Below are 12,579 nucleotides of genomic sequence, written 5' to 3'. Positions count from 1 at the left end.
GGGGCGGACGGTCAGAGCCTCGGAACATGGTCCGTTTAGCGCTGGCCGCATCGTCGAGCGTGGCCCGGTCGCCACGGTTCCGTCAGAGTCACAGCTCGGGCTGGAAGCTGGAGCGGCGGGCAGTACCGTACACCGACGGAGTGATCGCACAGCCGTGAAGGACAGGGAACAACCAGGTGGCCAGAGTCCGGGTCTACGAACTCGCCAAGGAGTTCGGCGTCGAGAGCAAAGTGGTCATGCAGAGACTGCATGACCTCGGTATCCCCGCCCGCTCCGCCTCCTCGACCATCGACGCTCCGGACGTACGACGGCTCACCAACTCTTTGTTGGGGCCCGCCGCCACCGCTCGCGCCGAAGCGCTGGTGTCCCGCCCGTTCGTCGGTCATGCCAGCCGGATGCGCACGGTGGCATTCAGCCCGGACGGTGCGGTGGTCGCCGGGGGCGGTGACGGCATGGTGCGGCTGTGGGATCAGAGGACGGGCGAGGAGGTGCGGTCCTTCGGTAGCCCGGACGAAAGCCTGTCGTCGCTGGCGTTCAGCCCGGACGGGCAACTACTGGCCGGTGCCCACTTGGACGGAGTACGGCTGTGGGACCCGACGACCGGCGAGGAAGTGCGGTCCTTCGGCTACCCCGCCAGCAGCCTGAAGGCAGTGGCGTTCAGCCCGGACGGACAGCTACTGGCCGGTGCCCACTTGGACGGAGTACAGCTGTGGGACCCGACGACCGGCGAGGAAGTGCGCTTCCTCCCCGGCTGGGCGTCATCGCTGTCGTTCAGCCCGGACGGCTCCGTACTGGCCGGGGCGGGCACACGTCTCGCCGAGGGAGCAGCGCACGTGTGGGATGTCAGGACCGGCCAGTTGGTGCGGACCCTGACGGGTCACAATGCCTCCCAGGCGGTCTTCAGCGCGGACGGCAGGCTGCTGGCCAGCGTCGGTGAGAGTGCCGGTGAACACTCCGTGCAGTTGTGGGATGCCCTGTCCGGTGAGCCGTTGTGGACCCAGCCGGATCATGCCGTCATCCGGGCAGTGGTGTTCAGCCCTGACAGCGATCTGCTGGCGACCGCCAGCGACAACGGCGTGGTGCGGGTGCGGGGCACGGAGACCGGCGAACAACGGCTGGCCTTCACCGGCCTCAGCCAGACTGTCTGGGGACTGACGTTCAACCCGGACGGCAACGTGCTGGCCGGGGCCAGTGACGACGGCGTCGTGCGCTTGTGGGACCCACGTGCCGCCGAACCGGGCAGCCTCGAGGTCCACGCGCTCACCACGGACGGCGGCTGGATAGCCTCCCTGGTCTTCAGCCCGGACGGCGCCGTGCTGGCCAGCGCAGGCTATGACAACACGGTGCGGCTGTGGGACGCGGAGACCGGCGAGGAACGGCGGAACCTCGCCGGCCACGGGCACACGCCCCGTGCGCTGACGTTCAGTCCGGATGGCACGCTGCTGGCCGGCGCCGGACTCGACGGCGTGCATGTGTGGGATGCGAGGACCGGCGAGGAACAGGCGATTGCCGCTCACAACGGTCCCGCAGCGGCGGTGGCGTTCAGCCCAGACGGCACACTGCTGGCCAGCGCCGACTACGACCACAGCGTCCGGTTGTGGGATCTGCGCACCGCCTCCACCCGTGACACCTTCTACGCCCGGGCGACCTCGGTGCAGTCCCTGGCCTTCAGCTCCGACGGCGGGCTGCTGGCCGGCGCCGACCTCGAAGGCTGGGTGCGAGTGTGGGACACAGCCAACGGCCAGACCGTGCACGAGCTGCGCCACGGCTCCGAGCATCCGGGCTACGAACTCCTGTCCGTGGCGTTCAGCCCCGTGGGCAGTGTCCTGGCATGCGCCGACAGGGACGACGTGTGGTTGTGGAACCTCGCCGTCGACGACCAGCCGCGCACCCTGCACGAAGGGCATGCCTCAAGCGTGGCTTTCAGTGGCGACGGCACGCTACTGGCCACGGCGGGTGACGACGGGCTGGTGAGGGTGTGGAACCCCACGACTGGCCGGGCCGTGCGCGCGCTCACCGGGCACACGAGTGGTGTGCTGTCGGTGACGTTCAGTCGGCGCGGGAACCTGCTGGCGAGCACCGGCTACGACGGCACCATCCGCGTCTGGGATCCCGTCACGGGTCAGCAGATGGCCGGCACAGACACCGGCTCGACCACACGCCTGCGGCCCCTCCCCGGTCTGCACAGCGACACGTCCAGCGCCGAGGACCTGCTCGGCAACGAGACCGACGTGGAGACCCTCGCCATGCTGGCCGCCGCCCACGACAGCCGGCCTCCGATGGCCATCGCGCTGCTGGGGCAGTGGGGTTCGGGCAAGTCCAGCTTCATGGACCAGATGCAGACGCGGGTCGACCATCTGGCGTCCTTGTCCGCGAACAACCCGGGGCGCAGTGCGTTCGCCGCGAACATCCGGCAGATCCGCTTCAACGCCTGGCATTTCAGTGACGATCACCTGTGGACCGGACTGGTGGATCGTCTGTTCCAGTCGTTGACAGACCTCTCGGGGCAGGCGCCGTACGACACCGACCCGGAACGGGCGCGAGCCGAACGTGAGGACCTCACCGCGCGAGTAGCCTCCCTCGAGGAGGACCAGCGCCGCCTGCATACCGAATTGTCGAGGGCGGCGGCTGCCCGCCCGACGGGATACGCGGCGTCCGCCGGGTCCCCGGCCGAGATACCGCGGCTCCTGTTCCTGAACGGCCGCATGGTGCTGCGTGACGCATGGCGCAGCCGGTGGGCGCTGCTGACCGTCGCGACAGTCTTGGCGGTGGCGTATTTCAGTCGGGAGTGGCTCAGCACCTGGGTCTCCGCACTGATCGGCGTCACCGGCCTGCTGGTCCCGGTCGTACAACCGGCGTTGGCGAGAATCCGTGCCTGGCAGGGGAAGGGCCAGAGCCTCTCCGGCAGCTTGCGCATTTCCTTGGAGCAGCGCCAGCAGACCCTCGAAGCGGAGGTCAGCAAGGCACATGCCAGGCTGGCGGAACTGGACGCCGCGGTGCGGCTGTCGATGTTCCTCACCGAGCGCGGCACTCCCACCGCCTACCAGCAGTACCGGGGACTGCTCGGGCAGGTACACCGTGACCTGGTCCAGCTCGACACGGCGCTGACCGAGGCCAGGGCCCAATGGGACCGCACGCGCCCCGCCACACCCCCGCCCCTGGAACGGATCGTGCTCTACATCGACGACCTCGACCGGTGCCCGCCTGCCCGGGTCGTCGAGGTACTGGAAGCGGTGCATCTCATGCTGGCGCTGCCGCTCTTCGTCGTAGTCGTCGCGATCGACCCGCGCTGGCTGCTCGCATCGCTGCAGCACCACTACCAGGAACTGTTCACGCAGGACAGCGCGACCCCGCTGGACTATCTGGACAAAATCTTCCAAATACCGTACGCGCTGGCTCCCGCCTCATCGGAGAAGACGGGCCGCTATCTTCGCGCCCTCCTCAACTCCCGTTCGGATACGGATACAACGGGTTCCACACAGAACGAGAGCGCCGCACCGACATCTCCGATACCCTCGGGCCGGCATGGCGAGGGGCAGCCCTCCGCACCCGCCTACGCTGGCGTCGCCGAGCCGGACCGGGCCGTGCGCGACCTCTTCGACAGCCTTGACCGACCCCCGCTCAGGCGGGTCCGGTTCGCCATGCCGGAGCTGCAGCCCGAACAACTCACCCTGCAGCAGGCGGAGATCGAGTTCATGGAGCGCCTCGGGAACTTGCTTCCCACCCCGCGCGCGGCGAAGAAGCTCGTCAATCTCTACCGGCTGGTCCGTATCGGCATCGACCACGACGACCTGTCCGACTTCGTCGGCACACCCGGAACGCCCGGCACCCATCAGGTCGTTCAGATCCTGCTGGCCACGCTCGTCGGCCATCCGCGCCACTCGACCGTCATCCTCGAGACCATCATGAAGGCGGACCCCTCGGACCACATCGCCGACGCCCTCAAGGCCTGCCCGCCGGAGCATGACCCCGCGCACACCGTGGCACAGCTCATCGAGGAGATCTCCACACAGATGCCCGTCGTCACCGCGACCGGACGCTACCAAACCTGGTGCGCCGACCTGGCACGCTTCTCCTTCCACACCCGCACAGAGCTGCCATAGGTCGCCACTCACTCCTGAGCAGTTTCGTTTAGATCAGCGGGCGGACCAGAGGAAGATGCCTGCCGCCACGTGGAGTCCGGTCAGGTGGACGGTCGCGGTCTTCTCACAACGGTTGGCGATCCCGTGCCACTGTTTCAGGCGATTGACCCACCGGTCGACGGTGTTGCGCTGCTTGTAGGTCTCGAGGTCGAAGGCTGGCGGCCTGCCTCCACGTCGGCCCCGTCGCAGCCGGTGGCCCTCGTCATCTGACTGCGAACTTGATCGGCCGGACCGGCCCTAGCTGATAAGGGTCTGCTTCGGTCGGACTACGCAGAACTCGTTTCCCTCTGGATCGGCCAGCACGGTCCATGACTGGTTGCCGGTCTGCCCAACATCCACTCTGCGGGCACCGAGGGCAGAGACCTCGATGTCGAGGCAATCCTCTACAACATCGACGTCGTTGAATCGGCCGGAGCCATGGCCGACCCGCGGTCGGTCTCGCTGACCTCACGTATCAGGACATTGCTCTTGCGGAAGCGATACCGCGTTGCGGCGGGAGGGCTGCTACACAACACACCGCCCACCACCCGGTGCTCAGCGCCTGCGCACCCCCGACCACAGGCCCGACCACGACGGCGGCCCTGCAGTGCGCAGGCCCGACCACGGACTGTGCAGACCACCGCAGGTCACCACGCTGCGCGGTGAGGCCGGATGGAGGGTGCGCGGCCGACGTGCAGCTGCGCAGTGCGGGGGGTGAGTACGGGATTGAGTACACGTACTCATGGCCGGGGCGGCGGTGTGCGGCGAAGATCGACGCAACGGCGCGGGAGAACGCGCCAGGACCACAACGGCACGCCAGGCCAACGGAGTTGGCGCCCGGCCGCCATCACACACGGGGGAACCGACCATGTCCCGACGCATCATCCTTTCCGCCACCACCGCCGTCGCCGTCCTCGGCGCGGCCGGCGCCTTCGCCCTCGCCCAGGCCGGGGAGCAGCCGCCGGCCCTGAAGGACAGCGCCGTCCGCTACACCGCCCCGGCCGCCGGCCACGACGGCTCGCTGTCCTTCACCACGCAGATCACAGCGCCCTCCGGGCTCAAGAGCCTGAAGGTGCTGGCCTGGCCGAAGGGCGCCTTCGCCGACAAGCCGCTGACCGAGAAGGACATGAAGAACGTCGAGTCGGCCACATGCAAGCCCGCCGGCGACGACACCCAGCACTGCACCTACCGGGTCCCGGTCACCGCCACCGAGGCCGGGCAGGACACGTGGTACGTCGCGACGCTGGCCACCGGCAAGAACGGCGACACGGTCTTCGCGGACAAGTCGGCCACATTCACAACGCGTTGACCGACCGGCGGAGCAGGCCTATCGGCACGGTCTGAGACGCCGGCTCACCCTGCTGTTCGGGGTATCGAAGTCGGCCGCCGACCGCATCATCGACCACCTCGCCCCGTTGTTCGCATCACAGCAGCGCAAGTCACATCAGCAGTGGCAGTGGACCCGGACGATGATCGTGTCGCCGGGAAGGTTCGCGAGGTACGCCTCGCTGCCAGGCCAGACGGCGGGGAGCGCAGGGTCGTGCGGGCACAGTTCCGGCTCGCAGAAGGCGTGGACGGCCTCGATGCCGTGCTCATACATCTCCAGCCACCAGCCATCCAGCGTGAGTACATCCGTGTTCGGTGTTCTTGTGGACGTGAGATCTCGTATGTACTCGGCGCGGGTTCCCTTGTAACCGATGACGGGGTGCTCCGACGGATCGCTGTCGCCCAGGAAGCCCAGGTAGCCCATGCCGAGGCTGAAGGGGTGGTCGAGGTACGCCTTGATCAGCGGCTGGCCACGGTAGGCGGCAAACATGTTGTCCGCGTACCGGTCACCGGGGAACGCGGTGGGGTCGTTGCGCCAACGGTCCACGAAGTCCGCGAGAGGTACGGCCGCAGGATGCACGGCGGACAGGCTGTGCCACAGATCCCACGACGCCGCAGCGGCACGCTCGGAAGCAAGGTGCGGGCGGGAGAAATCGAGGAGTGCGCGCGGTCCGCCGGCGCAGACGCCTGGGGCGCTGGGGCGGGGCGTGCCGTCGGGCGCAGGTTCGTCGTGGATGAGCCGGGGGTCGTCTTCGTATCCAGGGGCGATGGCGAAGCCGTGGCCATCGCTGCCGCCGTGAATGAGGCGGGAGTCCCACATGCCACGACCGACCGGGTTGTAGTCGGGGTATGCGTCGGAGTCGAACGGGGCCAGAGCCTTCGTCAGTGCACCTTCGACATCGTCCGCAGCCTCGGCTGGCAAACAGACCGTCACCGTCACGCCAGCCATGACCTCTCCTTGTCGTCTCGGCGAAGCAAGATGATCGCACGCGTGTGGATCGCGTCACCGGCCAAGGCGCTCGCTGGTCAGCGGCTTTGTCTCGATGGGGTCGTGGTACCCCCTGCTGCTCCTCGTTACCCGCACTTGCTGGTTCGCCACGGCGAACCAGAACTGATCCGCTGGGACTGACCCCATGACTGCGCCATCCCACGATGGGTGCTGACTGCCACAACCGCGCTTGGGACAGTTCCATACGACGCCACGCCAGAACCTCAGCCAGCGAAAGGACGCTGAGACGTCCGTTAGCCGGAGAATCTCGTCCCAGCATTCGTCAGCGGTGTCAACGTAGCGAGGACGCTGGACCAGAATCGCGGCCACGATCTTGCGATGGCCGAGTTTCCAGAGGGGCCGTGTCCGTCATGCTCCTACAGCGCGTCATTAGTACCTCGAGTGCCTCGTTGAGATATTCGCGGAACACCCCCCCTTCCTCCGGGGGCAGCATCGAGGGCACCGCGTGGCCGAGTTGGGCATGGCCCGGCTCAGCTGGTCCGCCTGGCGGCGCCGCCATCGAGCCCGAGCCGGCCATTACCGCCGACAAGGCCGGATGGCCGCTACCTGGGGGACATGACCTCGAAGAGGTTTCCGGCGTCATCGGTGAAGTACAGGCCACGAGGACACAGCGGGTGGTCGATCCGGCCATTGTCAGGCTCGCCGGGATCGTTGCCATAGGGCACCCCGGCGGAGTCGAGCCGGGCGAGGATCCCATCGAAGGACGACGGATCCACGTCGAAGGCCAGGTGGTGGCCGACCGGATTCTCGACGGACATGAAGTCCAGCGTCAGGGAATCGTTGATCTGCACCGGCGCGAAATGCCGGTCCGCGCCTCGATAGTCCAGTCCCATGACGGAGGCGAAGAAGCGCGCTGCTGCCTCGTTGTCGACGGCTGGAACGATGGTGTGGTTCAGCGTGATGGACATGCTCTGCCTCTCAGATCTCGACTGGCTGGGACAGGACGCCGTGCAGGAAGACGTCGACGAGGTCGCGCACTCGCAACGGCGGCGCCGGATCCGTCGGCTCGCCTCCGGTTGGCGGCCTGCCGGCCCCGACGAACAGGAGACCCAGGAAGATCAATGCCGACTGCTCGGGAGGCAACCGCAGCGACTCCCGCTCAGGCTCGAAGAGTTCGGCCAGCGCCTCTCGCACGGGCAGGGTGCCAGCCGCACGATCGGGCTGGGCCTCTGAGCTGCCGGGACGGCCACGTCGTCCGCGCCCGCCCGTCGTATGAAGCGCCCCCACCACCGCGCCGACCCGGTCCAGGTGGGCGTGCAGCGCCGAGGCAGCCTCGGTCAGCCGGTCGGCAAGCGGCTGATCCATGGACACCAGAGCGAGTTCGTCGAGGGCGTGGGCAGGACTGAGCGCCTCGGCCACGCACGCGTCCAGGAGTTCCTCCTTGTCCGCGAAGACGCGGAAGATGGTGCCCTCCCCGATCCCTGCGGCCCGGGCGACCTGGCGTGTCGTCACCGCGCTGCCGTGCTCGATCACGAGGGGAAGCGCGGCCCGAACGATCATCTCCCGACGGCTGTCGGGATCCATCGCCGGTGCTCTTCGCCGACTGGGTGCGGTCGTCATGGAGGCAAGTATCGGAGTGAGCACTCACTCCGGTCAAGAGATCGCCGACACGGAGCGTCAACCTCGCTCGATCGCTCGGGCGGACCACCCCGGCGAGCGGTACCTGGGCCAGCTTCAACTGCCGATCTTCACCCGGCCTGTCGACCCTCCCACGGGTACCGGCTGGTGTCCCGGTAGCGTCCGTTCCATGGCCGCCCTTGATGCGCTCGCCCGCCTCTGCCCGCCGCCCGCCCATCCGCCACCTGCGGTGGACTGGGCGCAAGCCGAGCGCGGCCTCGGTCTGGCTCTGCCCGCCGACTACAAGCAGCTCGTCGAGACATACGGCGACGGCATCTTCGACGAGACGATCTGGCTGCTCGTCCCCGACTCCGCCTACGACGACTGCGACCTGCACGCGCAGACGACACAACGGCACGAGATCCTGGCCGACCTGTGGGAGTTCGAGGACAAGCCCGCCGGCCTGCAGGAGGCGGGGGCGAGGGTCCTGCCGTGGGCATTCGAGGAGGGCACGGGAGCGTTCCTGTACTGGCTCGCGCGGCCCGGTCAGCACCCCGACGACTGGACCGTGCTCTACAACGAGGGGCGCGGCCCCCTATGGGAGTACCACGACATGGGGTGCCTTGCCTTCCTACTGGCGGTGCTCACTGGAACGGCGGAGACGGAGTACTTCGGCTACCTCTACGAAGTGCTGAAGCCGACGGAACACCGCTTCGCAACGGCCGACCAGATCCTTGGAACGACCAGGCAGTGACCTCATCGGCTGCTCCCTACGACCTGGCTCGCTGCTGACGCACCTCACTGAGCGCCGTACTTGCCAGACCAGCCAAGTACGGCGTTCAGTCGCACCAGGAGGCATCGTGGACTGCATGAGCCTCGACGAGCTGCTCGAGCAGGCCAGTGTCGACTTGGCCGCGCTGCCGCCGGCGCCCGCCTCCCCTACCCGACGGCAGACGCGCCGTACCATGCCCCATGAATTCGGCAGGAAGACGAGGACATGAGCGAAAAGGCGTCGGGCGCCGCCGGAGCGTCTCGCTGGGCGCCGGCCTCGGAGCAGCTGCCCGACTACTTGGCTGAACTCTCCGGCCCCACCGAGGGCGCTGTCTCCCTCCCGCTCCCTCTGGCATGGTCGGGGCTGCGCACATTTGATCTCGGTGATGAGAAGCTACTGCTCGCCATGTACCGGATCGTCCTCCTGAATGGCACATACGAGGATTACGTCCGCTACCTCGACGCCGCGCAGCTGATCGCGCACTGGCCAGTGCTGCGCAAGATGCTGGGCCGCGGTGTACGCACCGTGTGGGAGGCCCGCTTCGCGCCCCTGCGGCCGGCTGCCGCCGCGTGACACTGCCGAACCTGCCTGACCATCACCGTCGTCTGCTGGCAGACGCACTGACCGCTGGGCAGTCTTTCGGGCTAGTACTGATGGGAGGCTACGCCGTCCAGGCTCACGGCCTCGTTCACCAGCCGAGCCAGGACCTCGACTTCGCCACGGAACATCCGGCAGCGATGAGTCAGATCATCGTTCCTGCGCAAGCTCGACACCCTGGCCGTCCCGGATAACCCGCGTCGTCGACAACGCGGGCTTCTTCCACGCCGGCCGCGATCCTCAAGCCGTCGACGATCAACTGCTGTACGACCGGCTGGTGAACGAGCTCCCCACGTGCCTGACCGACGCCCGCACTGCCGGAGTCATCCCTTGACGCTCCTCGGCTCAAGGCCTCCAGACCTCGGCGGATCAGCCGTGTCGAGGGACCGAAGGGACTGGCATCTCGGATGGGTGTACGGGGGCACTGCGCTGGTGTGGGGGTCAGCCGGCAGAGGGTGACAGTTCGCCCGAGGTGGCGGACATTTCTGAGGTCTGGCCGGCTGCGGTCGCTTCCGCTGTCTCGGCGGGGACGTCGCGTCGGACGCCCCTCAGATGCGGCGGCCGGCAGGGCAACCCTGTGGGTGGGTGGTGAGTCTTCTGAGCGGTCACGTTGTGATCGGAACCACGAGGAGAGACATCATCAACGCCATACGCAAGACCCTGACCGCCACCGCCGTCGTCGGTGCCGTCCTCGCGGGTTCCGCCGCCTGTGGAACGGTGGAGCAGCTGTCTGCCGGCAGGAAGCTCGAGCAGGCCTTCGAGAAGCTCGGCAAGAAGAACACGCTCTCCTTCGAGATCGACCTGAACACCGACGCCGCGTCCTTGAAGGCGCTGGACGCCGCGTCCGACCCCGAACCCGGGGAAGAGATCCCGGACGAGGTTGCCGAGTTGCTCAGCGACGCGAAGATCACCGTGACCGTGCAGTCGAGGAAGGCGCTCGACAAGTCCGGCGAGAAGGACCTCGTCGGCACGGCCGTGAAGGTCGGCACCGCGGACGGCGACCTTGTCGAGTACCGGGTGATCGGCGACTACACCTACCTCCGTGCCGACACGGACGTCCTGGGCAAGACGATGGGCAGCCCCCTGCCCGACGCCGACGAACTGCCCCCGGAGGCCGGGGCGATGAAGGACGTCCTTGAGGGCAAGTGGGTCAAGTTCAACACCGAGGAGATGGACAAGGCCGCCGAGGGGCAGGAAGCCGAGGGTGGTCCCGCGCCGTCCCTCAACGCCAAGACGCAGAAGAAGCTCGTCAAGGCCCTCCGCAAAGTCATCGCCCGTGAGGTGGAGTTCAAGACGACCGGTGACGGGGGCGATACCGAGCACGTCACCGCCACGGCGCCCTTCCGCACGCTGGTCACTGAACTGTTCGGCGAGATCCGACCCCTGGTGAAGGACCTGCCGACGGGCATGGAGCTGCCGACGGACAAGGACCTGAAGGACGCTCCCAACGCCAAGGTGACAGCCGACTTCACACTCAAGAACGGCGAGCTGGCCCAGGTGGACCTCGACCTCGCCAAGCTGGCCGAGAACGCCAAGGTGAAGAAGCTCGGCCTGACACTGCGGATGCGCGAGGGCACCAAGCCCACCGCTCCGGCCGGAGCCACGACGCTCGACCTCGCCGACCTCATGAACGGCTTCCTCGGCGGTCCGGCGATGAGCGATGCCGAACTCGGCACGAGCGATCTCGCCGACGAGAGCGCCCTGTAAAGCCGAGTGCCGATCACGCGTGAGACGCGGCGGCCCGTCCTTTTCCGTCCCCCGTGACGGAAAAGGACGGCCCCGGCCTCTTGCGCCGGACGCCCCGTCAGTACAGCTTGTTGACCGCCGTGGTCGTGGTCTTCTTGAAGGCGGTCACGGGAGCGCCCTTGAAGCCGCCCATCTGGCCCCACTGCAGGACGGTGACGGTCCTGCCGTCCCGTCCGACCGACAGCAGCGCGATGTCGCTGGCGCCGATGGACGTCTCGGTGTGCAGGCCGCGGACGTGGGCGCCCTCCTCGACCGGCAGGCTGCCGTAGTCGCGGCCCTCGGCCTCGATGTCGGGCGAGGCCTTCTCGATGCGGTCGGCGCAAGTGCGGATCAGGTCGTCGTAGTGCTTCGCCAACGCCTTGGCCTGGGCGGCCGTGCCCGTCACCACGGTCAGCTGCACGGCGCCGGTGTCCAGATCGGTCCGGAACGTGCGGTGCCGGTAGTCGTAGTCGAGCACGCCCTCCGTGCTCACGCAGAAGCCGAGTTCCTCCGGGAACCCTTCGGTGACCGGGCCGGCGGTCCAGGACGACGTCGGGTGCGGCGGCAGCTGGGACGCCGACAGGAACTTCGGGACGGCCGCCTTCGGCGCGGCACCAGCCGGTGCCGTAAGGACCATGCCCGCCGCGACAGCGGCAACGGCGAGTGCGGTCAGAGCGCTCGTGCGGATACGCATGGACATGGGTGTTCCCCCGTGAATGAGTTACGTGGACGTGGATACCGCGGCGAGTGCGGCTGGTCGGTCCGGACCCGGTCGGCGCGACACCAAGAGCATCACCGGTCACAGCCACCGGCCGCAACAACCGACAGCCGATCGCCCACCATGAAACCATCCCAGGCCCTCTGACCTGCACAGACATGCAGTACCTGGGACACTGTCCCCGGCCGGGCGAGGGTCGTACGAGGACGAGGGAAGCCTGCGCCGGCACACGCCGACACCAACGACATCGCTCGGGACGGCAGCACGACCGTTCTTCACGCTTCGAGGTGTCGAACAACGTCGCGTGAAGGAACGGCTGCTGGTGACGAACCAAGATCAGCGGGTTGGCTGGACGGCCGAGGCCGAACAGCAGGGCTAGTTGTAGTGCGGCCTCAGGTGCAGCGAGTTGATGGGGCCCAGGTCGCGGTACTCGCCGCGACCTTCCGCGATCGACGACGTGCAGTCGTTCGCGTTGTAGCTGAGGCACAGCTCGACGACCGCGCCGTCGTACTGGTTGTTCAGCACCCAGTGGTTGCCCACCTGGTTGCTGAGGTTGTGGGCGCCGTAGGTCCAGTAGATGTGGCTCGGGGAGACGGCCGGGTTCTGGTTCTGCGGGTAGATGCAGACCGCGCCGTAGGGGCAACCTGCCCAGTCGGCGGCCGGCTTGGCCTGTGCGGTGCCCGTCGCGACGACGGCCGCGGTAACGGTGGCGAAGGCCAGCGCGGCGGCGCGCCTCAGCATGGTGCGCATGGAA

Annotated in this window: 11 protein-coding genes and 4 pseudogenes; 8 read left to right on the top strand and 7 right to left on the bottom strand. The window is 67.8% G+C overall.

From position 1 onward, the window contains the following. The first annotated feature begins 176 nt into the window (after positions 1-176). Entirely contained in the window at positions 177-4,103 is a 3,927-nt protein-coding gene (locus ACIOHP_RS38390) for a translation initiation factor IF-2 N-terminal domain-containing protein (protein WP_401894709.1), read from the top strand. A 33-nt stretch (positions 4,104-4,136) separates the two neighbouring features. Here ACIOHP_RS38390 and ACIOHP_RS38385 read toward each other — a convergent pair. Then, positions 4,137-4,352, bottom strand: a pseudogene (locus tag ACIOHP_RS38385) (IS5/IS1182 family transposase); the annotation flags it as partial. Positions 4,353-4,379: 27 nt separating this feature from the next. Then, positions 4,380-4,505 (bottom strand): annotated as a pseudogene (locus ACIOHP_RS38380) (VOC family protein); the annotation flags it as partial. Positions 4,506-4,989: 484 nt separating this feature from the next. Between ACIOHP_RS38380 and ACIOHP_RS38375 the strand changes: the two are divergent. Both ACIOHP_RS38375 and ACIOHP_RS38370 read left to right on the top strand, forming a co-directional pair. Next, positions 4,990-5,430 (top strand): DUF5707 domain-containing protein, encoded by a 441-nt coding sequence (locus tag ACIOHP_RS38375; protein WP_401894708.1) that lies wholly within the window; start codon positions 4,990-4,992, stop codon positions 5,428-5,430. Positions 5,431-5,467: 37 nt separating this feature from the next. Continuing rightward, positions 5,468-5,560, top strand: a pseudogene (locus tag ACIOHP_RS38370) (IS5/IS1182 family transposase); the annotation flags it as partial. A gap of 5 nt (positions 5,561-5,565) precedes the next feature. Here ACIOHP_RS38370 and ACIOHP_RS38365 read toward each other — a convergent pair. From ACIOHP_RS38365 to ACIOHP_RS38355, 3 genes are all read right to left on the bottom strand, one after another. Further along, positions 5,566-6,396 (bottom strand): hypothetical protein, encoded by an 831-nt coding sequence (locus ACIOHP_RS38365; protein ID WP_401894705.1) that lies wholly within the window; start codon positions 6,394-6,396, stop codon positions 5,566-5,568. 602 nt (positions 6,397-6,998) lie between these two features. Beyond that, positions 6,999-7,364 (bottom strand): VOC family protein, encoded by a 366-nt coding sequence (locus ACIOHP_RS38360; protein ID WP_401894703.1) that lies wholly within the window; start codon positions 7,362-7,364, stop codon positions 6,999-7,001. 10 nt (positions 7,365-7,374) lie between these two features. Then, positions 7,375-8,016, bottom strand: a complete 642-nt coding sequence (locus ACIOHP_RS38355; protein WP_401894701.1) for a TetR/AcrR family transcriptional regulator — start codon at positions 8,014-8,016, stop codon at positions 7,375-7,377. A gap of 187 nt (positions 8,017-8,203) precedes the next feature. On the opposite strand from ACIOHP_RS38355, the gene ACIOHP_RS38350 reads away from it, so the two are divergent. The 5 genes and pseudogenes from ACIOHP_RS38350 to ACIOHP_RS38330 all read left to right on the top strand — a co-directional run bounded on the left by ACIOHP_RS38350 (position 8,204) and on the right by ACIOHP_RS38330 (position 11,089). Then, on the top strand, positions 8,204-8,767 hold the full coding sequence (locus tag ACIOHP_RS38350; protein ID WP_401894699.1) for a hypothetical protein: 564 nt from the start codon (positions 8,204-8,206) through the stop codon (positions 8,765-8,767). A 115-nt stretch (positions 8,768-8,882) separates the two neighbouring features. Then, a complete protein-coding gene (locus tag ACIOHP_RS38345; RefSeq protein WP_401894698.1) occupies positions 8,883-9,014 on the top strand; it encodes a hypothetical protein in 132 nt (43 codons plus the stop codon). Further along, positions 9,011-9,358, top strand: a complete 348-nt coding sequence (locus ACIOHP_RS38340; protein ID WP_401894696.1) for a hypothetical protein — start codon at positions 9,011-9,013, stop codon at positions 9,356-9,358. Before ACIOHP_RS38345 ends, ACIOHP_RS38340 begins: the two co-directional genes overlap by 4 nt. A 180-nt stretch (positions 9,359-9,538) precedes the next feature. Further along, positions 9,539-9,716: pseudogene (locus ACIOHP_RS38335) on the top strand (VWA domain-containing protein); the annotation flags it as partial. A 383-nt stretch (positions 9,717-10,099) separates the two neighbouring features. After that, positions 10,100-11,089 (top strand): hypothetical protein, encoded by a 990-nt coding sequence (locus ACIOHP_RS38330; protein WP_401894770.1) that lies wholly within the window; start codon positions 10,100-10,102, stop codon positions 11,087-11,089. Positions 11,090-11,186: 97 nt separating this feature from the next. Here the strand turns inward: ACIOHP_RS38330 and ACIOHP_RS38325 are convergent, their stop codons facing one another. Then, positions 11,187-11,807, bottom strand: coding sequence for a hypothetical protein (locus ACIOHP_RS38325; protein WP_401894693.1), 621 nt, complete (start codon positions 11,805-11,807; stop codon positions 11,187-11,189). Between the two features lie 393 nt (positions 11,808-12,200). Then, positions 12,201-12,575: a hypothetical protein gene (locus ACIOHP_RS38320; protein WP_401894692.1), complete on the bottom strand. Its 375-nt coding sequence runs from the start codon at positions 12,573-12,575 to the stop codon at positions 12,201-12,203. Positions 12,576-12,579: the final 4 nt, after the last annotated feature.

It is taken from the genome of Streptomyces sp. NPDC087859 (assembly GCF_044742595.1).
Taxonomy (GTDB): domain Bacteria; phylum Actinomycetota; class Actinomycetes; order Streptomycetales; family Streptomycetaceae; genus Streptomyces; species Streptomyces canus_F.
The sequence above is the reverse complement of the archived record's forward strand: the minus strand, read 5'-3'. Positions and strand labels throughout refer to the sequence as shown.

Excerpts from the sequence above, each read along its gene's own strand:
- ACIOHP_RS38365 (WP_401894705.1), bottom strand. The coding sequence starts at position 6,396 with ATGGCTGGCGTGACGGTGACGGTCTGTTTGCCAGCCGAGGCTGCGGAC.
- ACIOHP_RS38355 (WP_401894701.1), bottom strand. The coding sequence starts at position 8,016 with ATGACGACCGCACCCAGTCGGCGAAGAGCACCGGCGATGGATCCCGAC.
- ACIOHP_RS38345 (WP_401894698.1), top strand. The coding sequence starts at position 8,883 with ATGAGCCTCGACGAGCTGCTCGAGCAGGCCAGTGTCGACTTGGCCGCG.
- ACIOHP_RS38350 (WP_401894699.1), top strand. The coding sequence starts at position 8,204 with ATGGCCGCCCTTGATGCGCTCGCCCGCCTCTGCCCGCCGCCCGCCCAT.
- ACIOHP_RS38375 (WP_401894708.1), top strand. The coding sequence starts at position 4,990 with ATGTCCCGACGCATCATCCTTTCCGCCACCACCGCCGTCGCCGTCCTC.
- ACIOHP_RS38340 (WP_401894696.1), top strand. The coding sequence starts at position 9,011 with ATGAGCGAAAAGGCGTCGGGCGCCGCCGGAGCGTCTCGCTGGGCGCCG.
- ACIOHP_RS38325 (WP_401894693.1), bottom strand. The coding sequence starts at position 11,807 with ATGTCCATGCGTATCCGCACGAGCGCTCTGACCGCACTCGCCGTTGCC.
- ACIOHP_RS38360 (WP_401894703.1), bottom strand. The coding sequence starts at position 7,364 with ATGTCCATCACGCTGAACCACACCATCGTTCCAGCCGTCGACAACGAG.
- ACIOHP_RS38320 (WP_401894692.1), bottom strand. The coding sequence starts at position 12,575 with ATGCGCACCATGCTGAGGCGCGCCGCCGCGCTGGCCTTCGCCACCGTT.